Origin of the sequence: Shewanella gaetbuli (assembly GCF_023284065.1) — a bacterium.
Classification (GTDB): domain Bacteria; phylum Pseudomonadota; class Gammaproteobacteria; order Enterobacterales; family Shewanellaceae; genus Shewanella; species Shewanella gaetbuli.
In genome coordinates this window covers 374,655-399,797 of sequence record NZ_JAKIKP010000002.1, presented here as the reverse complement: position 1 = coordinate 399,797, position 25,143 = coordinate 374,655, and the positions used below count along the sequence as shown (strand labels likewise).

Sequence of the window (25,143 nt, the reverse complement as noted above, 5' to 3'; positions counted from 1 at the left end):
ATGAATGTTTTAAATATTTGAAAAGTCTAAGCAGTAATCTGCTGTAAATGTTCTATTAAATAGTCATTTTGACTGAGAAATATCAATAAAATAATCATTTATTAAAAAGGTGCATAAAATTCGATCTATAATGAGCTATGCTTAGTGTCTGTTAATGGATTATCTGATATGAGCAAACGACTATGCAAAAGAATGTGTTAATTAAGCTGATTTATTTTACCTTAGTTGTTTTTTTCCTGACAGCTTGTGATAGTGGCCCTTCTAGAATTAATACTGATGTAGCACCTGAACCCGTACCTGCTCCAGAACCCACGCCTGAACCGGCTCCTGAACCAGATGAAGAACTCACTATCGAACCGGTTATTTTATTACCATTTACTGCCAAAATTAATAAAACTCAAACCATTACTTTAGATGTCTCTAATTATGTTAATCCTAGTGAAGCATGGGAGCTATCTTCAGTTACAGACAATAGCGGATTAACCAGTAATATCTCATTTGACAACAGCACAATTACTTTTACTGGTGCATATACTGGACTTGCTACAATTAATTGGCAGGTAACCCATGGAAGTGACACATTAACCTCGACATTATTAGTGGCGATTCAAGACCCAAATAACCCTGCGCCTGTGACCACTAAGTTAGCGACAATTAAGCTATTAGCCTCCGAAACCCGCACTGTCGATTTAACAGATTATATCGATAACCCAGACAATAAAAATTTAGAATTAATTTCATTTAATCAAAATGATGACCGCTTTGACCAACAAGGCATGAAAGTCACTTATAGCCCTATTGGTTACCAAGGATATGAAACTGCAATCTATGGCATTAAAGATCAAGATGGTAATATTGCTATTGGGCAAATATCAGTAGTATCGAACACCACCACTCAAGCTGGCACGTCAATTAATGCAATAGAACACAGTACATCTTTACACCAAGGTGAAACGGTGACGTATCAATTAAGTGATTTAGTCAGTAGTGTTAACGGCGTTTCACTTAATAGACTTGTGGGAGCGTCAAACCGCGCAAAAATTACTGATAACAGCATTATTTATCAGCCTGGTAATTTTATTGGTAGCGATGAGTTTGTTTATGTAGTGTCAAATGAATCTGGCGGCGTAGATCAAGCTAAAATTCATATTAATGTTACCGAAAATCTCACTAGTGTAGAAAGTAGTTTAAGTGTGAGTCCACTGATCTTTAATGTCTTAGTGGGTGATACCGCTTCTTTTGATATTTCTTCTGCTATTACAGCTGATGATGACTGGGCATTAACTCAAGCGGCATCACAAGGCTCAAATGTCGCGGTTGATTCCATTGTTTCTCCAACCATTAATATTACTGCGCTAACCCCAGGTATTGAGCAAATAGATTATACCGTCACATCAAACGAAAAAGCCTATCAAGGGGCAATAACCGTTATTATTAATGACACTAATAATATTGCGCCAGAAGCCAAAACGGTGACGTTAACAACCGATAATCAAACGGCTATTTCTGTCGATTTATCTGGGCAAATATCAGATGCCGATGGCGATACGGTTGCCGTCAATAAACTTGTGCAAGATGGCGACAAGTTTACATTAGCCAATAATACGGTCACTTATACGCCGGCGGGTTACATAGGCGCCAGCAGTGCAGTTTATGTTGTTGAAGATAGCCGTGGCGCTTTTAATGCAGGGTTAATTATTGTTGATTCAATTGATCCAACAAGCCCCAATAATGCGCCAACTGCAAAAGATTATGTGCAAGCAACTGATGACCAAACTAAGGTTTCTGTTGATCTAAGCGCATTAAACTTGATTACAGACGCCGACAGTGACCCACTTTCAGTGAGTTTATTTGGTCATTCCCGCGCAACACTTTCAGGTAAAGTGATTCAGTATGTGCCTAACGGTTTTTATGGTGTGGATGATGTGGTTTATCGAGTGACTGACGGGCAGGGTGGCAGTGCCATTGGTAAAATTACCTTTATTGTTTCCAGCACAGCGGTGCAAAATAATCATCCGGTAGCAAACGCTTTAACCGTTGATCTTTCGATGAAAACCGTTACAGCTCAGCCTGAGCAAATGATTGATGTCAGTTCGTTAGTCAGTGATATTGACGGTGACAGTTTACAATTAACTCAAGTCTACAGCAGCCAAAACCCTTCGGTTATCTATTCAGCAATGACGATCAAATACACCATGTCTCAACTATTAGATCAAGATAAAATAGTTTATGTGGTTGAAGATGGTAAAGGGGGAGTTGCTCATAATGAAATTATTATTAATTTAGTTAATGCTGCTCCGACGGCAATGGCGATTTCGCAAACTATTGATCCATTTGATACAACAACTCCAAGCCTTACCATCGACTTGACCTCAGCTATAGCTGATGCTGATGGCGATGCATTGAGCTTAACCTCCTTAGGCACAGTTGCTGTGCCTGCCACGCTAAGTCAAAATGGTTTTATATTGACTTATACTCCTAACGGAGAAGAGCGCACAGAAGCCATAAACTATACGGTGAGTGATGGGCATAAATCAGCCAGTAATGTCATCAGTATTGTGTCAGCGTCTCAAGGCATGTTGACCGCCAATGATGTGATGACGACGGCAATGGATATGGATGCTGCGCCATTAACAATTGATTTAAGCTCCTATGTTGCGAATAGCAGTGGACGAGATATTTTCATTAGTAAAGTCTACGGCTCAACATTGGGGACAACCGTAGCCAGCACGACCGACTTAACTTTGGTATACACCTCAAATAATACCAGTTTTGGCACTGATACTTTCTTTTACGAAATTACCGATAATGAGGGGCACTTTGCTCAAGCCCAAATTACGATCACGTTGAATGAACCAGCAGCCCCAGTGATTACTGACCTTAAACTGAGTTACTTTTCAGGAACGGCAACGGCAACAGTGACGTGTAGTGACTGTGATAACAACCGCACTGACTATCAATTTGAAGTGTCCAGTGTGCCTGTTGGTACGAATAGCAATACATACCAGTTAACCGGTAATGATAAATCCAATGAAATTGGTGTGTTAGTGACGGTTAAAAACCAATATTGTACAGCGCAAAACACTGGTATTTCGAATGGGAATGCCTGTAAATTTGTGCAGGCTAAATCCGTCATTCAACCTGTGTATATCACCAATATTACCGGTAATACCAAAGCCTTTGCCGCACTAAAATCAGATGGTACAACCGTGACTTGGGGTGACAGTGCATATGGTGGAGATAGCTCTGCAGTTGCACATGCGCTGGTTAATGTTAAAGAAATCACCAATACTGATAGCGCTTTTGCCGCACGTAGAGTCGACGGTAGCGTGGTTACTTGGGGTGATAACACTGCCGGTGCTGACAGCGCTTATGTGCAGGCCCAATTAGTTAATGTGGTTAAAGTGGTGGGTTCGGCTGCGGCATTCTCGGCACTAAAAACCGATGGTTCGGTAGTGACTTGGGGAAATACACTGAACGGTGCTGACTCATCTGCAGTAGCTGCGCAATTAACCAATATTACGGCTATTACTGCAACAGATTCTGCTTTTGCCGCGCTCAAATCAGATGGCACAGTGGTTACTTGGGGCGATACGGCTAACGGAGGAGAGAGCACTTCGGTACAGGCGCAATTAGTTAATGTTAAATCAGTGGCCTCAACTAGCACCGCATTTGCCGCATTAAAAGGTGATGGTACGGTGGTGACTTGGGGTGACACGGCACGAGGTGGTGATAGTAGTGCGGTACAGGCTCAGTTAACTAATGTGAAATCAATTACGGGTAATGATTATGCTTTTGCCGCATTAAAATCTGACGGTAACACTGTCGTTTGGGGCGATACCACTCAAGGCGGCACGGTTACGGTAAATAATAGTGCTCCGGTTGTTCGTTCGCTTAATAGGGTGACGACCTCAAATACTATTAGTAGCAATAATATCAACACTGCTGACATTATTAGTATTGCAGCGACCCAAAGTGCCTTTGCAGCGCTTAAATCTGATGGCACTGTCATCACTTGGGGGGATGCTCGCTACGGTGGTGATAGCAGTTCAGTGCAATCATTACTGACAGACATTGTCACTATTATCGGAAATGCCTACGCGTTTGCAGCAATCAAAGCGGATGGCACCGTGATTACTTGGGGGCAATTAGTGTCCGGTGGTGATAGTAGCGCCATTTCAAATGAATTGATTGATGTTGAAGGCGTTTTTGCCGGTAGTACAGCTTTTGCGGCAATTTTAGATAACGGCGAAATTATTACTTGGGGCAACCCAGCAGATGGGGGTGACAGCAGTGGGCTTGATGATGAGTTTTATGAAAGCACACCAGTGTTCAGCGATTGCTGCGCCGCACCGACTCCTCCTCCCGCTAACAACGCCCCAGTATTTGATGCAGTAGTTGATTTCACATCATTCAGCGGCAGTAATTTTAGTTATCAAATTTTGGCCAGTGATGTAGACGGCGATAGCCTTAGCTATGAGCTAGTCAATGCGCCTTTATGGATGAATGTTGATGCCACAACAGGCGAGATATCAGGCTACTTAGTTAAAGCTGACGTTGGATCCTATGCCTTTAAAGTGTTGATTTCAGATGGTACAGACATCGTTGAAAGTGTGGGCCGTTATGTTGGAGTTAACCCTAACTCTGCACCTACTATTGACGCTGTTATTGAAATGATTGTTGAAGTAGGGCAGCCGTTTAGTCATCAAGTTATGGCATCAGATGTCGACAACGACACACTCACTTACGCATTAGTCGGTGCGCCACAGTGGATGACCATCGACAGCGCAACAGGTGAAATAACCGGCACAATGACAACGGGGGACTTTGGTGACTATAGCTTTACTGTTACGGTAAGTGATGATGATGTGACCACCCAGGATATGGGGGAATTATCAAGCTTAATAAGGACTAATTATCAGGGTAATAAGTTTATTGAACTTCAAGCAGAATATACTACCCCTGTATTGAGTGAGGTTACCGCTAACGTTCAATCAACTCAAACCATGCCCTTTACAGAGTATGTTGCTTACAACGACTATACCCTTGAGTTGCAAAATGGTGTGATTACATTAGCCAATGGTACATTCACTCCAATAGAGTCATTAATCGTGTATATCAATGGTGAGGATACGCCGACAAAGCTTATCTTCTCACCGGTCATTGATCCGTATACTTCTGCAAACCTTACGATACCTGGACTGATAAGTATTGAAAAGGTCGTAGATTATAACCAAAAACTACTTTATCTACCTGTAGTAAGGCTAGAGAACTGGTCATACAGCTGTGATGGGGTAGACGCATGTTATACATCACCTAATATAGGTGCTGAAAGAACGACATTTGAAAGAACACTAAGCTACATACATGATTTTTCAAATCAAGTTGATTATATGGAAGAAATGAAATCCTTATTTGCAACTGAGTGTTTAATTAATAATAGCTATACAGAATGTGCCACATACGAAAATGACTTGATTACACAAGGGACTACTAATCTTGAAATACCATATTGGTATCGTCAGTTACTTACAATAGGTCTTGAAGGGCACGCTTTGCGAACTGCAGTTATGCGTGATTTTTATGCAGCTGAAGGCGTAGGCGGTGGAGCTAGAGCTAGATTAACTGACTATTATGCTAGCAGTGGTGGTTGGGGCAGTATTTATCATGAGTACGTTAATGATAGCCTATCTAAATATCGCCCAGTGCCAATTAAAACGCTCTATCATGAGTTCGCACATGGTAATGGATACGGTCACTCCAGCGGTATGACATATGGGTGGTCAGACTATTTAAGTGATATATATATGCCTTCTAGAGGGGTTGATTATTATCAATCTCCGCATTTTAGAGTGCCTGAAATTGTAATTGATGCCGAGTTTGAAAAAGCAGAAAAAACAGTGCATTTATCTTTTGTCAAAGAGGGAGACTATAATGCAGATTTGAATGTACAAATTGTGCATGATAATGACTTAACCAACGACCCATTAGACTTTGATGTCATTAAAGGCTCTAATAAGTTAAATCAATTGTCGATTAAATTTAATACTCTACCTTACTCACCGATTTATATACGGGCATGGGATAATTCTGGAGAATATGTCTCAACGGTAAAATATGATGTTCTTGATATCATTCCTAATCTGGTTGAATTAACGTATGAAACTGGTGGATATCGTTACTCGGTAATGCATTCTGATACCGTCAGTGAAAATAGCGATTTATATTCATTAGAGGCAAAATGCCTGCGCATGGGTGCCACGCTAGCACTTAGAGCTGACTATATTGTATTACGGGACTATTTGGTGGCTAATAACTTACTGAATGAGTTACCTCATGATAAATACATCACTAACGACAGACCTGGTGGCTATGCAGATCAAAGGCTTATAATTACATTCATTCCTAATTATGCTTCTGCGTGGATTGGAGCCTCGGAGCTGATGGGAACAGATAAAGGTTATATGTGTATTGAGCCAATTAACCCATAAACAATAGCTAATCAGTTGAAGATAATAAAATCCCCACACAAGTGGGGATTTTTTTGTGTAGTGGTACGGTGATTTTGGCCACCTAATTAGAGGATGTTATGATTAATGCATAGAGGATATTTAATTGAGTAATAATCTGCTACTTATTCGCTACACAGAACGACAGACATGAAAAAGCCGCTTAAATTTCTTTAAGCGGCTTATCAAAATTGGTGGCCCCTCCCAGACTCGAACTGGGGACCTGACGATTATGAGTCGTATGCTCTAACCAACTGAGCTAAGGGGCCGACTTAAGATAGTCGTCACTATCGAAAGCGGGGAGAATTATACGAAGTTTATTCTGGCTTGTCACCCGTGTTTTTCAATGATTTAGCGGATATTTATTTATTTGGTTATCTGTTAATCAAATTAGTAATTTAAAGCCATAAAAAAACCTGCATCAGCAGGTTTTTTGTGTTGTGGTCAGCAAGAATATTACTAACTACCAATCAATCTTATTCGTCTAAGAACGATTTTAAGATCTCTGAACGAGAAGGGTGGCGAAGCTTGCGTAATGCTTTTGCTTCAATCTGACGAATACGCTCACGGGTTACGTCAAACTGTTTACCTACTTCTTCTAACGTGTGGTCGGTATTCATATCAATACCAAAACGCATACGAAGTACTTTTGCTTCACGGGCGGTTAAGCCTGCTAATACTTCATGAGTTGCGTTTTTAAGACTTTCGCTAGTGGCAGAGTCTAAAGGCAGTTCGAGGGTGGTATCCTCGATAAAATCACCTAAATGCGAATCTTCATCGTCACCGATTGGGGTTTCCATTGAGATTGGCTCTTTGGCAATTTTCAGTACCTTACGAATTTTATCTTCAGGCATCATCATACGTTCTGCCAATTCTTCAGGAGAAGGCTCACGGCCCATTTCTTGAAGCATTTGACGAGAAATACGATTCAACTTGTTGATAGTTTCAATCATATGTACTGGAATACGAATCGTACGGGCTTGGTCAGCAATTGAACGAGTAATTGCCTGACGGATCCACCAGGTTGCATAAGTTGAGAACTTATAACCACGACGGTATTCGAATTTATCTACTGCTTTCATCAAGCCGATGTTACCTTCTTGAATGAGATCCAAGAATTGTAAGCCACGGTTGGTGTATTTTTTAGCAATCGAAATAACTAGACGTAAGTTAGCTTCAACCATTTCTTTTTTCGCACGGCGAGCTTTCGCTTCACCGATAGACATACGACGGTTGATGTCTTTAATGCCTGCAATGGTCAAGTCTGTTTCTTCTTCAATAGAGGCCAATTTGCCAATACAACGAAGCACATCTTCTTCAACCATGCGTAAGCCTTCAGCGTATGGCTTGCTGCTGCTGACTTCTGTGTTAAACCATTCTAGGCTAGTTTCGTTGCCTGTGAATGCCTTAACAAAGTTTCTTTTTGGCATTTTAGCTTGTTCTACAACAAGCTTAAGAATAAGTCTTTCTTGAACACGAACACGATCCATCATGTTGCGCATGCTTTTGACTAAGCGATCAAATTGCTTAGGAACTAAGCGGAATTCTTTAAAGAGTTCACCAATGACAAATAAAGAGCCAATAGCTTCAGGATGATCACGACCTTTGTCAGCAATAACCGCTAAGCTTTTTTCATAAGCTTCACGTAGTTGAGTAAACTTCTCTTTTGCTTCTTCAGGATCAGGACCTTTGTTACCTTCCTCTTCTTCGTCATCAGCGTCATCATCTTCGTCGTCTTCATCATCTAAATCTTCATCAGATAATTCAGAACCAACGTGAGTCGCTGTTGGTGCTACATCGTCTTCGTCAGGGTTTACAAATCCAGAGATAATATCAGACAAGCGAATTTCGTCAGCTTCATACTGGTCGAATTGCTCTAAGATCATTGCGATTGCTTGTGGGTATTCACTCACTGAAGATTGAACGGTGTTAATCCCTTCTTCAATGCGTTTTGCAATTACAATTTCGCCTTCACGAGTCAGTAGTTCTACTGTACCCATTTCGCGCATATACATACGAACTGGGTCAGTTGTGCGACCTAATTCGCTTTCTACTGTTGCTAAGGCTGCCGCTGCTTCTTCTGCAGCATCTTCGTCTGTGTTGTCTTCCGACATCATCATGTCATCGGCATCGGGTGCTTCTTCAAACACTCGGATACCCATGTCATTTATCATCTGGATAATATCTTCAATCTGGTCTGAGTCGACCATGTCTGCAGGTAAGTGGTCGTTCACTTCTGCATAGGTTAAGTAACCTTGCTCTTTACCTTTAGCGAGCAACAATTTAAGTTGCGACTGCGGAGTGTGATCCATAGATATCATCCAAGTTTGGGTAACTGAAATAACGACGGGACACTAAGTTTTACTTGGTGTCGCGCAAATCGTCAATTATAGCTGTGTGGACTAAGCTTAGCTAGTCCATGGCGTTGTTTTAACCATAAAAATTTGGTTATTTAGGTTGCTTACCTACGCCTTTCATTATTGAAATCAGCTTAATAAGCTGCAATTTTTCAGCTTTTGTTAAAGTCTGTTTAAGACTGAGTTCCTGATAGCGCTGCTCGATATATTGGTTAGTCAGCCATATCAGGGTTTGTTTAAACTCGGTCAACACATTTTCATCCGCCACTTGATGGTCCCATTGGGCTAGCTTCATTAGAGTGCTCTTTTGTTCGTGCTCTCTATGCATTTCAAGTAGTTGTGCGCTATTCAATTGTTGATGTCGAGTTACTTCAAGCAAATGGTTAAGCAATTCAATGCCTGCCATTTGAATTTTGTTTAATGCTGGTTGCTGTTCCAAGCCATAACCTAAACTAGGTTGTTGTATTAATAAGGCTATCGCTAGTCTTAGAGGCGTTCCTCTGCCTTGTAAACCTTTGGCATTTAATGGCTGCGGTTTCTTTTCCGCGAAGCCTAATTTTTTCTTTAAATCTTCACTGCTATTCATGCCCAGTTTGTGCGACAAGTTTTCAAGCAGTATATTTTGTAAAACAGTGTCTTGTACTTTTTCTATTAATGCCATGGCTTGTTTGGCGAGTGCACCTTTATCAGCGCCATGGGTCGAGCTTAATGTGTCAAACAGAAACTCTGGCAGCTGCATTGCTTGTTGCATTAATGCTTCAAATGCATCTTTACCGATTTTTCTGACCATGGTGTCAGGGTCTTCCCCCTGAGGTAAAAACATAAACTTTACCTGATCACCTGGCTTTAATAAGGGTAGTGCGGTTTCTAAAGAACGCCAAGCTGCTTCTCTACCTGCGTTATCTCCGTCATAACAACATATGACTTCTTTTGCACTACGAACCAAAAGCTGAAACTGTTCAGCCGTGGTTGATGTTCCTAATGAGGCTACAGCATAGTCCACGCCAAATTGAGCAAGTGCGACAACGTCCATGTAACCTTCAACAATTAATACATGTTGCGGGTCTCGGTGACGTTGCTTTAGCTCATATAGGCCATAAAGCTCATTGCCTTTATGAAATATGGGCGTTTCTGGAGAATTCAAGTATTTAGGGGTGCCATCACCTAAAACTCTTCCACCAAAGCCTATTACGCGTCCTCTTCGATCACGAATAGGGAACATTAACCTATCGCGAAAGCGGTCATAACGTTTACCACTGTCATTTTGAATTAACATGCCAGCAGTTAATAATTTGTCTTGTGCGGTTTGGTTTTGACGATAGCGGCCTAATAGTCCGTCCCATCCGTCGGGTGCAAACCCAATCCCGAAGTGCTTAATAACGTCTTCTGATAAACCTCTAAACTCAAGGTAATCAAGCACTTTTTGTTTGTCTTTATGTTGTCTAAGCTGGCTTTGAAAATATAAGCTAGCTTCGTCCATTAATTCATATAAATCACGGCTTAAACCATGATCTTGGCGTTTTGCATTCCCTTGTTCACGGGGGACATCCAAGCCTAACTGTCCAGCAAGTTCTTCAATGGCATCAACAAATTCTAAGCGGTCGTACTCCATGACAAAGTCGATAGCATTGCCGTGTGCGCCACAACCGAAGCAGTGGTAAAACTGTTTGTCTCTGCTGACAGTAAAAGAGGGCGATTTCTCGCTATGAAAAGGACAACAAGCCGAATGATTCTTACCGGCTTTCTTTAACGGCACTTTGCGATCGATTAGATCGACTATGTCAGTACGAGCTATAAGCTCATTGATAAAATCACGAGGGATCGCCATTGATTGCTGTTTTTCTCGAAGTTACTTTATCAATTAATTTAAACAAACAAGCCGTGCAGGTGCACGGCTTATTCAACATTAAAAACGAATTATTTCAATTTAGCGCGGATTAAAGCACCAATAGCGCCCATATCTGCACGGCCTTGAACTTCAGATTTTAATGCTCCCATTACTTTGCCCATGTCCGCCATGGATGCCGCGCCAACTTTAGCGATTGTTGCATCAATAATAGCTGCAACTTCATCTTCAGTTAGTGGCTTAGGAAGAAAAGTTTCAATAACTTCAACTTCAGCAGCCTCAGCGGCGGCAAGCTCTGGACGATTCGCTGCTTCATATTGAGCAATTGAATCGCGACGTTGCTTGACCATTTTGGTTAAGATAGCTATCGCTTGTTCATCATTAACAGTTTCGCGGGTATCCACTTCAACTTGTTTGATGGCGGAAAGTGCCAAACGAATAGTGCCTAAACGTACTTTATCTTTAGCACGCATAGCGACTTTCATTTGGTCTTTTAGCTGATCGACTAGGCTCATAATAAGATTAGTATAAACGTACGCGACGTGCGTTTTCGCGAGAAAGCTTCTTAGCTAGACGTTTAACTGCAGCAGCTTTAGCGCGCTTACGAGCAGTAGTTGGCTTCTCGTAGAATTCACGAGCACGTACATCGGCTAAGATACCAGCTTTTTCACAAGAGCGCTTGAAACGACGAAGTGCTACGTCGAATGGTTCGTTTTCACGTACTTTAATAATTGGCATACGCCATCACCCCTTAGGTGTAGTTGAGTTGGTTATTTAATGTTTTAAGTTAAAAACTTAGACTCAATCTAAATGATTAACTTAGCCCCATAAATAGCCAAAGGCTAATTAAAATGGTGCGGAATTTTACACCGACACATAGGCTCTTGTAAACCCCTTGTTCACTTTGTCTAAATTAGTTTGCTTGTTGTTTGCTAAGACGGGCTTTAAGTAATTGTTTTTATAGCGTTGAGTGCGATCAAAATTGATCGTTTTATTCTAGGGCGATTTTTGGTGGAGAAAATATGTTGCAACGGCTAGAATTAGCCGCTGAATTTTATAGGAACAAAAAACATTATGCGCATTATTGGTATTGAAACCTCTTGTGATGAAACGGGCATTGCTGTTTATGATGATCAGCAAGGGTTATTGTCCCATGTGTTATATAGCCAAGTGAAGCTTCATGCTGACTATGGTGGGGTGGTGCCGGAGTTAGCGTCGCGCGATCATGTGCGTAAAATTGTTCCTTTAATCAAGCAGGCATTAACGCAAGCTGATTCGTCTATTGATGATATTGACGGTATTGCTTTTACTAAAGGCCCTGGCTTAATTGGTGCTTTATTAGTGGGTGCGTGTGTTGGGCGATCTCTGGCCTATGCTTGGAATAAACCTGCTGTAGGTGTGCATCATATGGAAGGACACTTACTAGCGCCTATGCTAGAGGATGATGCACCGGAATTTCCCTTTGTGGCTTTGCTAGTTTCTGGCGGACATTCAATGTTGGTGCAAGTTGATGGTATTGGCCAATATGTTGTATTGGGAGAATCTGTTGATGATGCTGCAGGTGAAGCCTTTGATAAAACGGCTAAGTTAATGGGGTTAGATTACCCAGGAGGCCCTAGGCTGGCCAAACTTGCTGCTAAAGGTGTTGATGCTGGCTATAAGTTTCCACGTCCTATGACGGATAGACCAGGACTAAACTTCAGTTTTTCTGGTTTAAAAACCTTTGCTGCAAATACTATTGCTGCTGAGCCTGATGATGAGCAAACGCGCGCCAATATTGCACGTGCGTTTGAAGAGGCTGTTGTTGATACTTTAGCGATTAAATGTAAGCGTGCGCTAAAACAAACAGGCTATAAGCGTTTAGTGATTGCCGGTGGTGTAAGTGCTAATACTCGTTTACGAGAGTCTCTTGCGCAAATGATGCAAGATTTAGGCGGCAAGGTTTATTATCCACGTGGTGAGTTTTGTACCGACAACGGGGCAATGATCGCTTACGCAGGCTTACAAAGATTAAAAGCAGGTCAAGTTGAAGACTTGGCTGTTAAAGGTGTACCTCGTTGGCCTTTAGATACTTTACCTGCGGTATAATTTAGTACCAACCGTAATAAATAACTGAACATTTACTTAGCGTGATTGGTATAAACTCTTAAAACAAAGCTTAGTCGCAATGGCTAAGCTTGTTTGTTACTGCGCTTTCTTGATACCTTACTTTCTTCACCAATACGTAACCGCTCAATATTATCTTTGTGGCGAATTAAGATAATAGTGGAAAGCATGGCTACCGGCAGCACAAATCGTTCATCTAGCCACCAAGTATAAACCGGTGCTAACACCGCTGTTGCCATTGCTGCAACGGATGAATAACGGGTAAATAATACAAAGACTATCCATGTTGCAATTAAGCAAAGCGCTAAGTCGTGGCCGATTGGTGCCATTGCCCCAAAAGCGGTTGCGACCCCTTTGCCACCTTTAAACTGGAAAAATACCGGATAGATATGGCCAATACAGGCAGCTACGGCAATCAACCCTAAAGAAACTGCATCTAGCCCCATTAAATAACTCAGATATGATGGCAAAGCCCCTTTGAGCATATCAAAAAACAGCACTAACACTGCAGAGCTTACTCCGCCAATGCGTAAAACATTGGTGGCACCAGGATTACCTGAACCATGTTGGCGAGGGTCGGGTAAGCCTCTCATTTTACAAACCAATATCGCACTTGAGATAGAACCTGCCAAATAGGCAAGAATTATCATCAAAATGGTGATGGTTATGGTGTTCAAATTGGTTTCCTTACTCTTCTTAGGGTATTATCGCGCAAAGAATTTAATTGAGCGCTGCTGCAAATCATTTTGCAATAATTCAAAAACGCATTTTGAGTGAATTTAATTCGCTAGCATCGTTTTTACATTGGCTTATCCTACTGCTTTACGTTGCTAGGAAAAAGAGCTAAAGGGCAGATTATCACGGTTTATATGTAATTAATTTTACATTTAGTTAGCTAAAAGGCTTTTAGGGAGGCTTATATGGATAAAGTGCTTATTAGGCAGTTAAAAATAGAAACTGTAATCGGCATCTACGAATGGGAAAAGAAAATCCATCAAACCCTATTAATTGACTTAGATATGGCTTGGGATAATAGATTAGCGGCCAGCAGTGACGATTATCAACACGCATTATGTTATGAAACAGTATCAAACAAATTAACTGCGCTGATTACTGAAAAGCCTATCGAACTAATTGAAACCGTTGCTGAAATGATTGCTCAATGCTTGCTCACTGAATTTAACGTGCCATGGGTTAAAGTGGTGGTTATGAAGCCCGGTGCGGTGCCACATGCTTCATCTGTTGGCGTTGAAATAGAACGCGGCTCAATTTAATGGCACTTACCCAATCTTAATGGCGTGGAATAGAAGATTTAATGGCAACTATTTATATTAGCTTAGGCACTAACATTGAACCTGAGCAACACCTTAAAGCCGGCTTATTAGATTTACAGCAACATTTTGGCAAGCTCACCCTATCACGCGTGTTTGAAAGTGAATCTGTTGGCTTTAAAGGGACAAACTTTTTAAATATGGTGGCAAGTGCTCAAACTGAATTATCAATAGCAGAGGTTGTCGCCACGTTTAAAATGATTGAACAAGATAATGGCCGAATTAAAGGGGAGAAAAAATTTAGCCCTCGTAGTTTAGACATTGACCTATTACTTTATGATGATGTGGTGACACAGCAACCGGTTGAGTTGCCTAGAGGTGAAATTCTGTTTAATGCGTTTGTATTGTGGCCTTTATCAGAGCTAGTGCCAGAGTTAATTCATCCTATTGTGAAGCAAAGTTATCATTCCTTGTGGAATGAATTTGATAAAACCAGCCAAAAAATTTGGCCAATAACGTTTAGTTTACCCCACCAATTACGTTAAATTTCGGAGTGATTTAATTAACCATGGATACCTTACAGGTTATTTTACTGGCCATTATTCAAGGCTTAACAGAGTTTTTACCTATTTCGAGTTCTGCTCACCTTATTTTACCTTCGCAAATTTTAGGCTGGGAAGATCAAGGTTTATCCTTTGACGTTGCAGTGCACCTGGGTTCGTTATTGGCGGTGATTATTTATTTTCGCAAAGAAATTGGCGTGATGATATCCGCGTGGGTTAACAGTATTTTTAAAGGCCAACATAACGACGATAGTAAATTAGCGTGGTGGATATTATTGGCTACCATTCCTGCGGTGGTATTTGGTTTTGCCTTTAAAGGGATGATTGAAACCTATCTTCGTGGCCCTGGGGTTATTGCCATCTCTACCGTGGTATTTGGCTTATTATTATGGGTTGGTGATAAAATGTCTCGTAACGAATTGACCGAGTATCAAACCGGTTGGCGTAAGGCATTGATGATTGGTTTTGCTCAAGCCATTGCATTAATTCCTGGAACTTCGCGTTCAGGAATCACCATTACAGCAGCATTAATGCTGGGATTAACCAAAGAAGCTGCGGCACGATTTTCATTTTTAATGTCTATTCCTGTTATTTCAGGGGCGGCATTATTGATGTCAAAAGATATTATTTCTGGCCAAGAAGCCGTTGATTATCATGCGATGGGCTTAGGTGTCGTAATGTCGTTTATTGCGGCCTATACTTGTATTTTCTTATTTTTAAAATTAATTAGCCGTATCGGTATGACACCATTTGTACTTTATCGTCTTACACTAGGTGCAGTGTTATGTGGCTTTATATTTTTATAATCATTTAGCCGCATATTTAACTGAGAAAGTCGGGCAATAACCCGACTTTTTTCGCATTTGCGATATTCACTTTCATCTTAAAATTGTTCGGCCTTTGGAACCTCGTTATGTCATTGCCTTTAATTTGTCCAACTTGTAAACAATCTCTTCATCAGCACCCTGCATCAAAAGGGTTGTATTGTGATGCAAAACATCATTTTGATGTCAACGCGCAAGGTTATTACCCCATCGTAAAAGTGAAGGCTAAATCGCCGCAATCATCAATGACTCGACAGCAAATGCGCGCTCGGCAGTTTTTATTACAAAGCGGTCTATTTCAGCCATTGGTCGCGTGTCTTCAGCAAACGGTTTCAGAGGTATTAAATAGCGCATCAGCACAGGTTAACTGGCTAGACTATCAATGTATGGATGGTTTTTATTTGACTAAAGTGGAACAGTTTATTACCCAGAACTCCCCTGAACTTAATATAACAGCCTATGGCGTTTCAGATGCTGAAAATGCCTTATTTGCAGCATCGAAGGCGAGTGTTCCTGCAACATTAATATTCAGTACCATGAAAATGTTGCCATTTGCCGATGAGTCGATGGATGTTGTGACGATATTTGATGCGCCATTAAAAGGGCAAGAATGTATTAGAGTGTTAAAGCCTGATGGTCGAATTGTGTTGATTCAGCCTACTCATCAACATTTGTGGCAAATCAAACAGCAAGTCTATGGCGAATTGGCTGAAAAGTCTGCCCAGTTAAATATCCCTAAACGGTTAGTGGTCGAGTCTGAGCAAACGGTATCATTTACAACTGATGTAACAGGTGATCAAGCGTTAAGCTTATTAGACAGTGCTATTTTTGCTTGGCGTGCCAATGATGAAGTTAGACACAATGTAAGATCCAACGCGATATCAGCATTGAAGTGTGAATTTACCGTATTGGTGTTGAAGCAGGCGTGATGTTGGGTCTGTAACGGTTAAGTGCAATGCGGAGTATAAAAACAATTAAGGCTTGATTTAAATTATGCTGTATTACAGCTAATTTATCATCAAGCCCTAATAATCAACCTATTAAAATAAGCTAATTTTTTTCGTTTTTCTTACTTTTTGTAAGAAGAAGCCATGTTGTCTAAACGGTCGTTAGCACGTTTAGCTTCAGCTTGAGCGTCCATAGATGCTGCTTTAGCGCCTTTAACGTCAGCAGATAATTTGCTTTGCTCAGACTTTAATGAACCAACTTCTGCAGATAATTGGTCAACTTTGTTACCTAAATTAGCAACACTTTCTTCTAAAGCAGTAGTGTTTGCACAGCCACCTAGTAAAGCAGTCATGGCAACACCAGCAATCATCAGTACTTTTTTGTTCATGGGTAAATCCCTTAAATATAGGTTGGAGTTTTATAGCAAAAGCCTCTGCTTTTGCAACGGCATAATTATGTCACACATTTCTGTATTTGCTAGAGGCAAATATGAAATTCTTTACTTAAACTAGTTAAATAAATTAAAAATGCAAGTGTTTAGCAAGCTATTAGGCGATTTTAGCGGCAAATTTGCTGATATTAGTGATTTTTCCTCTAAATACCTTAAAAATAGCAGTATAAGCCATAGTGTCGAGGGTATTATTTAAGATTGTTTTTTAAGATTTTAACTTGCTCTATTCGAGTCAAATACAGTTGTTGCTTTATATCTGCTCCTTTAAAACCTTGGCCAATAATATCCTGCACATCAACCTTTTTAGCTACATCAAAACAGGCAGTTAAATATTCACGCTGAGGGTAGCTAGCTTGTTCAAACCCCGTTCGTCCTTGCATATCAGCATGGCAACAAATTAGTAGCTGCTCAAGTCGGTGAGGCTTACGCCACAAGTCAGTTTTGTCGAATATTTTGATGATTGTTTCGGGCTTTAATTCAAACGCATTGTGTATATTCTGATGCTGATCGCTGACAAGTACCGCCAAGTCTCTGTATTCGTTTTGCACCCTAAGTCTTTTGCATAAGGCTTTAATAATGCTAATGCCTTTTTGGCCGTGACCATGATGTTTAGGTAACGTTGCTTTTGGGCTGAGGGCTTTACCCACATCATGAGTTAATGCCGCAAACCTTACTGCTTTGTCCGTTGATAATTTACTCGCGGCGGCAAGCACTAATAGGGTATGGATACCGGTATCAATTTCAGGGTGCCATTTTTCTGGTTGAGGTATACCGAACAAATTGTCAATTTCAGGCAGAATGACCGCCAATGCGTCAGTATCGCGTAAAACTTGAAAAAAGATCTCTGGATGCTGTCCATCTAACACTTTATCGATCTCTTGCCAAACTCGCTCAGGGGTTAAGTGTGATAACTCACCTGATACCGCTATTTGCTTCATCAATTCGACTGTTTCAGGGGCGATGGTAAACCCTAGTTGATGGAATCTGGCGGCAAATCGCGCCACGCGTAACACCCTTAGTGGATCTTCTACAAATGCATCTGACACATGGCGTAATACTTTATTGTTGATATCGTTTACCCCATTGTATGGGTCGACTAAGTCACCATTATTGCTTTGTGCAATAGCATTAATGGTTAAATCCCTTCGCAATAAATCTTGCTCTAAAGTGACACTCTTTGAGGCATCGCAGCTGAACCCTTGGTAACCCGTGCCAGTTTTACGTTCAGTGCGAGCTAACGCATATTCTTGTTGAGTTTTGGGGTGTAAAAAAACCGGGAAGTCTTTACCCACCTGTTGGTAACCCAAAGCCAGCATTTCATCAACGCTACTACCAACTACAACATAGTCTTTATCTTTGATAGGAAGGCCCAGTAATTTGTCGCGTACTGCGCCGCCAACTAAATAGGTATTCATGTTCATTCGCACTGTAAAGGAATAGACTGTAAATCTTACCAGAGTTCGATTTTTGCGGCTAACTTTTGACAAGCTGTGCAGCAAGCATTAACTTGAGCCGTCTGTTTTTGTTTTAGGTGCTTAATCATATGTATAAAGCTTTTTATGGATTAAATGATAATCCATTTTCTATTGCTCCAAACCCCCATTATATGTTCTTGAGTGAACGTCATCGTGAGGCGTTAGTGCATTTAACATATGGGTTAGGTGAAACCGGCGGTTTTGTTCTATTAACGGGAGAAGTGGGGACTGGAAAAACCACCGTTTCACGTTGTTTACTGCAACAGTTGCCCGAAAACACCGATACGGCTTTTATTCTTAATCCGTCGCTGACAGAGCAAGAGTTATTGGCGACGTTATGTGATGAGTTAAAAATTACTTATGGTGATAACCCGAGCATTAAGCAGTTAACTGACTTATTGAGCCAATATTTGTTAGCCAATCATCAAAATGGCCGTAATACCGTGTTGATTATTGATGAGGCACAGCATTTACGTTCAGAAGTACTTGAGCAATTACGGCTGTTAACCAATTTAGAAACAGACACTAAAAAGTTACTGCAAGTTATTTTAATCGGCCAACCCGAATTACAGCAATTATTAAAGCGCCAAGATTTACGTCAATTAGCCCAGAGAATTACCGCGCGTTATCATTTATTACCGTTAAATCAACAAGAACTGGCCTTGTATGTTCAGCATCGCTTACAAGTTGCCGGACGGCATGAACCATTATTTACAGCTAAATCTATTAAACGGCTACATCATTACAGTGGCGGTATTCCACGCTTAACCAATTTATTATGCGAACGAGCCTTAATGGCCGGATTTGGTCTGTCGAAAGTACCAATCGACCACAAAATGGTCGACCAAGCCGCTAAAGAAGTGCTTGGTGATGTTGAACCTGTATCAGATAAACATTGGTATGCCATTGCCGCTGGCATTGCTCTAGTGACTTTTGCTGGGGCATTTTATGGATTTACCCAAGCAACACCAGAGGCAAGTCATCAAACGGAGGGGGCTAACTTACAATCCGCTACAGCCCAACCACAAACAGTCAATCAAAAGAATCTGCAGAGTAACCTCACTTTACCAGCAAAAAATAACACCGCACAAAGGGTGATGCAGCAAGCTATGGCTAGCAGCCAGAATATAGATGTGGCATTTGCAGGTTTATTTGGCTTATGGCAAGTTCAACCCATTAAAGGGTTAACTCCATGCCAAGCTGCTCAAGAGCACGGATTAAGTTGCTATCAACAACAAGGTAATTGGAATAGCATCATGCGGTTAAATTACCCTGCAGTGGTGTATTTACAAGACAGTAAAATTGATCCGTTTTATGGGGTGATTGTTGAGCGTCAATATGAACAAATTTTATTGCAACTTGGCGAGCAACAGTTTTGGGTTAGCAAAGACTGGTTTGATCGTCATTTCAGTGGAACATTTGAAATATTATGGCAACTTGATCAACCACTTCCTCGGGAAATTAGTGTTAGCTCGCCTGCGTCTCAGGTGCAATGGTTAGAAAATAGTTTAGCGATTATTGATGAACGTCCTGCGCGATTAGTTAATCAATTTGATACGCAACTTGAGCAAAGCTTAATGATGTTTCAACGTTTACATGGCTTAAAAGCTGATGGTATTGCGGGCAGCCAAACCTTAGTTCAAATAAACCTGTATTTGAGTCAAAAAGGGCCTAGGCTGACTCGAACGGAGCGTCAATAATGTCAATATTATTAGATGCCGTAACCAAGCAAAAGCAACAATCGTCGCATATTCAAGATGCGGTGTTAACGCCAATACCAAGTCATTCCAAGCCGCAAAAAAATCATCTTGCTGGCAAAATAGCCTTGTTATTCAGCGTGGTTATTTTAGCTATTGCTGCTGCATGGGCCTTAGATAGTTATGTAGAATCCCGATATCTGCAGCATGAAACAGCAATGCCACCTGAAGCACAGCCAGTGACATTGGCCGCGACTTCCGCTGAGGTAAGCAAAGTTGACACAAAGCCAGTATCAAATACTCACTCTACAACAGATCAAACGCAAGAGTTTACATTAGCTGGAAAAGTAGCTTTACCTCGAGCCACGTCATTACCTGATGAGCCAATCTTAAAACGTGCTGCCCCACAAACTACTGAAACAAGTTCCACAAATAGTGCTAACCGCAACAAAATCGTTAATAGCGGCCCAGCAGTCTCAGCTAATCAACAAAATGCAGCAAATAGCGCATTAAGCTTGGCTCAATTGCAAATGCTGAGTGATGAATACGATCAACAAAATGGTTTTGTGTCACAGCCAAGTCAATCAAAGGCGAGTCAGCCTGAAGTTTCTGAAGCTAATGCTGAGGTGCAAGAGCCAATTATTTTAGGCGCTAATGCTAATAAACGAGGCCTGCAGGAGTTAGAGGCATTAAAACTACAAGTTAATATGGCTGCTAATGAGGTTGACTTTAAATCAGTGCAACAGCAACCTGATAATAGTAATAATTTAGCTGATGCATTTGCCGCTGCATTAAAAGAAGTAGAATATGAGCAATCTGCCAATAAAGATGTTAGCGCACCAGAGTTGGACCCTATCCCTAAAGCTAAGCCGCAAGGCATTCCTAAGTATGGCGATTTACCGGCCAGTGTGCAGTTAAGTGTGCCAGAGTTTAATATTGTGGCTCATGTGTATTCATCAGAGCCTAGCCAACGCTGGTTAAATGTGGACGGTGAAGAATTACAGCAAGGGGATATGATTCAAAATAAGTTAACGATTGTTGAAATTCGTCCTCGAGATGTGGTGCTAGAAATTGACGGCCAAGAGTTTAAAGTTCCGGCAATTTAATCTCTCAAATCGGCATAAAAAAGGCGCTTAACGCGCCTTTTTTATTGGGTTAACCATGCATATGTTGGGCTAACACTAGGGTTAATCCGTAACCCACTGAGTAACAAAATAACAGTGCAGGAACATATTTAAGGTAACTAACGAAAGTCAGCTCCTGTACTTTACTCATGGCGATGATCCCCGCCGCTGAACCTATCACTAATAATGAACCGCCCACACCAACAGAGTAGGTGAGCCCCAACCATTGCACCGTGGTTAAGGTCGGATCAGCTTTTAGTAAGGCGGCAGTGAGCGGCACGTTATCTAATAAAGCTGAACCCACTCCGGCAAAAAAGTTTGAAATACTGGGGTCAAACTGACTATAAACCTGAGTCAACATATTCAGGGTGCCGATTTCTTTTAACATGCCAACTAATAGCAAAATACCTAAAAAGAACAACAATGTATCGTATTCTACTTGGCGTATATATTCTAATACCTGTACTTCTTCATCTTTTGTTTTTTCACTTCGGCCAACTAAAAACATAATCGATAAACCAGCTAGAAAAGTGAGCACGGGTGGGATGCCATAAAGTACGTTTAACAGCATGGTCATTACAATGGTAATTAAGAAGATTAAGCCAATAATAATATCCACGGTACTATAACTTTGAGCCATAGGTGTGGTACTGACAGCGCCTTCTGCTTTAAGTGAAAATAATATTGCCAGTAATAAAACACTCACAGCTGCGGGTATCATTAATATCAGCAATTCTGAAATGGCGACTTTACCTGCTAAGAAAATCATTAAGGTGGTGACATCACCGGTGATCAGTGCCACGCCACCAGAGTTAACCGCAAAAATAATCAATACTGCCATTCTACGACGCATTTTACTGTCTAGATTGAAGGTGGTAAGTAACCCTAAAGACACTAGTGTTGCTGTGACGTTGTCGCAAAAGGTTGACAGTATCAGCGCAAACACGCCAACTTGTAACATCAACATTCGAACCGAGACATGCTGCGGAAAGATTTTTTGCACCATCACTTGAATCATACCTTTAGCATTAAGGTAGGCGACAAAGGTCATAGTAGACATGAGAAATAACCATAACGTGGCAATTTCTAATAAGTTCTCGTTGAGCTCTTCAGTGATTAATTGGGTTTGCTCAGTCGTCTGTGCAGCAATGAATAAACTTATCCATGAGATACAACCTAAAAACAGTGTGGTTTTAGCTTTGTTGATATGGGTGACTTCTTCGAAAACAATACTTAGCAGTGCTAATACAGCAAGGGTGATCAGAAAGGTTTCTAACATAGCGGTATCCAATGGAGTGTTAATGGCAACTATAAAGTGCCATGTTTTAGACAGTCTGCTTTTAAGTTTAAATTAAGCTTTAAGCGAGTGGATCACATCACACTATGGTGAATTCTGCAACAAGCTCATTATTTTTTCGAATGGTTTTGGTTGAGGGTTGCTTAACGGTTGGAAGTGGATCTTTTGAAATGACTGTTTTGAAGTGAGTCGGGCAATAAAGCAAAAAGGCCAATCTGTTGAGATTGGCCTTTAAAAAGAGTTAGCGACTTAATGTTACTTGCTCATTGCTGCAAAAACGCGATCAACTGCTGCTAACGTATACTCAAGCTCTTCTTCGCCATGAGCCATTGATAAGAAACCCGCTTCATAAGCAGAAGGCGCAAGGTATACACCTTCATCTAACATTGCATGATAGAAGTGACGGAAGTGCTCCATGTTACACTTAGTGACCTGTTCGAAAGAGGTCATTGGTGCAGTATCTTCAGTGAAGAAGAAGCCAAACATACCACCTACATAAGTAATGCTTAATGGGATACCGTGTTTATCAGCAGCGGCTTTAAAGCCTTCTGCAATACGTTTTGTTTTAGCGGCTAATTCATCATATAGGCCTGGTGCATGTAACGCTTCCATTTGCGCAAGACCAGCGGTCATCGCAATAGGGTTACCAGACAAAGTACCAGCTTGGTAAACTGGGCCAGTTGGGGCAATAAACTGCATCACGTCTTTACGACCACCAAATGCACCTACCGGCATCCCACCACCAATCACTTTACCTAATGTGGTTAAGTCAGGCTTAACGCCGTAATGACCTTGTGCACCGCTCATTGAAACGCGGAAACCTGTCATCACTTCGTCGATAATAAGCAGCGCGCCAAATTCATCACAAATTGCACGTAAACCTTGTAAGAAGCCTTCAACCGGAGGAATACAGTTCATGTTACCGGCAACAGGTTCTAAGATGATGCATGAGATATCTTCAGGGTGTTGCTCGAATAATGCGCGCACTGACTCTAGGTCATTGTAGGTTGCAGTTAACGTATGCTTAGCAAAATCTTCAGGGATACCTGGAGAGCTTGGTTGGCCTAAGGTTAATGCACCAGATCCAGCTTTAACTAATAAGCAGTCAGCATGGCCATGATAGCAACCTTCAAATTTTAAAATTTTGTCACGGCTAGTGAAACCACGTGCTAAACGAATGGCACTCATGGTGGCTTCCGTACCAGAACTGACCATGCGTACCTGTTCCATTGATGGCACCATTGAAATAACTTTTTCAGCCATTTTAACTTCAAGTTCAGTCGGTGCACCAAAAGACAAACCGTTTTCAACAGCCTCTAATACGGCTTGGCGGATTTTAGGGTGGTTATGACCTAAGATCATCGGGCCCCATGAGCCAACATAATCAATGTATTTTTTACCGTCAGCGTCATAAATGTACGCGCCGTCAGCTTTTTCGATAAATAATGGGTAGCCACCAACGCCATTAAATGCGCGTACAGGTGAATTAACGCCACCTGGAATTGTTTGTTTAGCCTGTTCAAATAGCGTTTCGGAACGGGTCATTGCTTATCCTTAAATTTTGCTTGTCGATTAACGGTCTGCTTTACGAGAATACCAATTAACTGGACACTCATACTTCTCTAGTTGATTTTCAACACCAAGTGTTAATGCAAACAGTGCCATGCGTATTAGTAGTCCATTATCGGCTTGACGGAAAATAGCCAAGCTTGGGTGGCTATTTAAATCATTATCAAGCTCATTAGCTTGTTCACGTGAGTCACGTGGTAATGGATGCATGATCACTGTATTAGATTTACAGTGTTGTGTATAAATATTGTGATTTAAACGGAATTTGCCCCGATATTTGTTGGCTTCTTCTTGTGAAGGGAAGCGCTCTTCTTGGATTCGGGTTAAATACAATATATCTGCCTGATGCAGATTGCCTTCTAATTGCTCAGTTATTGTGATCTTATGGCCAGCATTTTCAATGTCAGCGATCACATAGTCAGGCATTGCTAGTTCAGCAGGTGAAATTAATGTGAACTGGATGTCTTTATACATACACAATAGGCGTGATAAAGAGTGCACTGTTCGGCCAAATTTTAAATCACCTACCATCGCTATGTGCATACCATTGATGCTTTGTCCCGAATGGCTTAATTCTTTTTGAATGGTAAATAAATCAAGCAAGGCTTGAGTCGGGTGTTCATTTGAACCATCGCCACCGTTGATAACAGGTACACGACTGCCTTCGGCAAATTCTTTAACAGAAAAGGCATCGGGATGACGCATGGCAATGACGTCTGAGTATGTTGATAACACTCTGGCTGTGTCGTATAGCGATTCACCTTTTGATAACGATGAAGATGCCATTCCTGTGGTTTCACGTACGTGACCACCTAATAAGTTGAATGCACAACCAAAGCTGACCCGAGTACGTGTACTTGGCTCAAAAAATAAATTTCCTAAAATTGCACCATCTAGCACGTTAGTGCGTTTTTCTCGCAGTGCATATGGGGTCATTTTGTTAGCAACATCAAAAATGGTTGCGATAGAATCCAAATTTAATTGGTTTACTGAAAGGATGTGTGAACCTTCGAACTGAGTCATCAGCCTGATTTCCAATTTTTAGGGGGTAAAAGTCACCGGCTTGCACCGTGTTTATTTTACCCAAGTTACGTAGGGTGGCTGAG

18 protein-coding genes and 1 tRNA gene are annotated in these 25,143 nt (G+C 41.2%); 8 read left to right on the top strand and 11 right to left on the bottom strand.

Features of this window, described 5'->3' with window-relative positions; all coding sequences use genetic code 11:
• Window positions 1-182: 182 nt before the first annotated feature.
• Window positions 183-6,491, top strand: coding sequence for an Ig-like domain-containing protein (locus L2672_RS04485; RefSeq protein ID WP_248994628.1), 6,309 nt, complete (start codon window positions 183-185; stop codon window positions 6,489-6,491).
• A gap of 210 nt (window positions 6,492-6,701) precedes the next feature.
• Here the strand turns inward: L2672_RS04485 and L2672_RS04480 are convergent.
• The 5 genes from L2672_RS04480 to rpsU all read right to left on the bottom strand — a co-directional run bounded on the left by L2672_RS04480 (window position 6,702) and on the right by rpsU (window position 11,450).
• Window positions 6,702-6,778, bottom strand: a tRNA-Ile gene (locus L2672_RS04480).
• A 207-nt stretch (window positions 6,779-6,985) separates the two neighbouring features.
• Window positions 6,986-8,821 carry an RNA polymerase sigma factor RpoD gene (gene rpoD / locus L2672_RS04475; protein WP_248994627.1) on the bottom strand — a complete coding sequence of 612 codons (1,836 nt, stop codon included), beginning with the start codon at window positions 8,819-8,821 and terminating at the stop codon, window positions 6,986-6,988.
• Window positions 8,822-8,957: 136 nt separating this feature from the next.
• On the bottom strand, window positions 8,958-10,694 hold the full coding sequence (gene dnaG / locus L2672_RS04470; protein WP_248994626.1) for a DNA primase: 1,737 nt from the start codon (window positions 10,692-10,694) through the stop codon (window positions 8,958-8,960).
• Window positions 10,695-10,783: 89 nt separating this feature from the next.
• Window positions 10,784-11,227 carry a GatB/YqeY domain-containing protein gene (locus tag L2672_RS04465; RefSeq protein ID WP_248994625.1) on the bottom strand — a complete coding sequence of 148 codons (444 nt, stop codon included), beginning with the start codon at window positions 11,225-11,227 and terminating at the stop codon, window positions 10,784-10,786.
• Window positions 11,228-11,234: 7 nt separating this feature from the next.
• The gene (gene rpsU, locus L2672_RS04460; protein WP_006080725.1) at window positions 11,235-11,450 is read right to left on the bottom strand and encodes a 30S ribosomal protein S21; all 216 of its coding nucleotides are present in this window, start codon (window positions 11,448-11,450) and stop codon (window positions 11,235-11,237) included.
• 336 nt (window positions 11,451-11,786) lie between these two features.
• On the opposite strand from rpsU, the gene tsaD reads away from it, so the two are divergent.
• Window positions 11,787-12,800: a tRNA (adenosine(37)-N6)-threonylcarbamoyltransferase complex transferase subunit TsaD gene (tsaD, locus tag L2672_RS04455; protein ID WP_248994624.1), complete on the top strand. Its 1,014-nt coding sequence runs from the start codon at window positions 11,787-11,789 to the stop codon at window positions 12,798-12,800.
• 83 nt (window positions 12,801-12,883) lie between these two features.
• On the opposite strand, the gene plsY is transcribed toward tsaD, so the two are convergent.
• Entirely contained in the window at window positions 12,884-13,495 is a 612-nt protein-coding gene (gene plsY / locus L2672_RS04450; RefSeq protein ID WP_248994623.1) for a glycerol-3-phosphate 1-O-acyltransferase PlsY, read from the bottom strand.
• A gap of 243 nt (window positions 13,496-13,738) precedes the next feature.
• On the opposite strand from plsY, the gene folB reads away from it, so the two are divergent.
• From folB to L2672_RS04430, 4 genes are all read left to right on the top strand, one after another.
• The gene (gene folB / locus L2672_RS04445; RefSeq protein ID WP_248994622.1) at window positions 13,739-14,092 is read left to right on the top strand and encodes a dihydroneopterin aldolase; all 354 of its coding nucleotides are present in this window, start codon (window positions 13,739-13,741) and stop codon (window positions 14,090-14,092) included.
• Between the two features lie 41 nt (window positions 14,093-14,133).
• The gene (gene folK / locus L2672_RS04440; protein WP_248994621.1) at window positions 14,134-14,634 is read left to right on the top strand and encodes a 2-amino-4-hydroxy-6-hydroxymethyldihydropteridine diphosphokinase; all 501 of its coding nucleotides are present in this window, start codon (window positions 14,134-14,136) and stop codon (window positions 14,632-14,634) included.
• A gap of 23 nt (window positions 14,635-14,657) precedes the next feature.
• Complete coding sequence (locus L2672_RS04435) at window positions 14,658-15,458, top strand: undecaprenyl-diphosphate phosphatase (RefSeq protein WP_248994620.1); 801 nt, start codon at window positions 14,658-14,660, stop codon at window positions 15,456-15,458.
• A 107-nt stretch (window positions 15,459-15,565) separates the two neighbouring features.
• Complete coding sequence (locus L2672_RS04430; protein ID WP_248994619.1) at window positions 15,566-16,405, top strand: putative RNA methyltransferase; 840 nt, start codon at window positions 15,566-15,568, stop codon at window positions 16,403-16,405.
• A 140-nt stretch (window positions 16,406-16,545) separates the two neighbouring features.
• Here L2672_RS04430 and L2672_RS04425 read toward each other — a convergent pair whose 3' ends face one another.
• Entirely contained in the window at window positions 16,546-16,812 is a 267-nt protein-coding gene (locus L2672_RS04425; RefSeq protein WP_124017059.1) for an Lpp/OprI family alanine-zipper lipoprotein, read from the bottom strand.
• Window positions 16,813-17,063: 251 nt separating this feature from the next.
• Window positions 17,064-18,290, bottom strand: coding sequence for a multifunctional CCA addition/repair protein (locus tag L2672_RS04420; RefSeq protein WP_248994618.1), 1,227 nt, complete (start codon window positions 18,288-18,290; stop codon window positions 17,064-17,066).
• A gap of 128 nt (window positions 18,291-18,418) precedes the next feature.
• Here L2672_RS04420 and L2672_RS04415 point away from each other — a divergent pair, with 128 nt between their 5' ends.
• Together L2672_RS04415 and L2672_RS04410 are read left to right on the top strand one after the other, a co-directional pair.
• Window positions 18,419-20,050 carry an ExeA family protein gene (locus L2672_RS04415; RefSeq protein ID WP_248994617.1) on the top strand — a complete coding sequence of 544 codons (1,632 nt, stop codon included), beginning with the start codon at window positions 18,419-18,421 and terminating at the stop codon, window positions 20,048-20,050.
• A complete protein-coding gene (locus L2672_RS04410) occupies window positions 20,050-21,153 on the top strand; it encodes a general secretion pathway protein GspB (RefSeq protein WP_248994616.1) in 1,104 nt (367 codons plus the stop codon). The genes L2672_RS04415 and L2672_RS04410 overlap by 1 nt, the downstream gene beginning before the upstream one ends.
• Window positions 21,154-21,202: 49 nt before the next feature.
• Here the strand turns inward: L2672_RS04410 and nhaD are convergent, their stop codons facing one another.
• The 3 genes from nhaD to L2672_RS04395 all read right to left on the bottom strand — a co-directional run bounded on the left by nhaD (window position 21,203) and on the right by L2672_RS04395 (window position 25,060).
• Window positions 21,203-22,450, bottom strand: a complete 1,248-nt coding sequence (gene nhaD / locus L2672_RS04405; RefSeq protein WP_248994615.1) for a sodium:proton antiporter NhaD — start codon at window positions 22,448-22,450, stop codon at window positions 21,203-21,205.
• Between the two features lie 273 nt (window positions 22,451-22,723).
• On the bottom strand, window positions 22,724-24,013 hold the full coding sequence (hemL, locus tag L2672_RS04400; protein WP_248994614.1) for a glutamate-1-semialdehyde 2,1-aminomutase: 1,290 nt from the start codon (window positions 24,011-24,013) through the stop codon (window positions 22,724-22,726).
• Window positions 24,014-24,040: 27 nt separating this feature from the next.
• Entirely contained in the window at window positions 24,041-25,060 is a 1,020-nt protein-coding gene (locus tag L2672_RS04395) for an aspartate carbamoyltransferase (RefSeq protein WP_248994613.1), read from the bottom strand.
• Window positions 25,061-25,143: the final 83 nt, after the last annotated feature.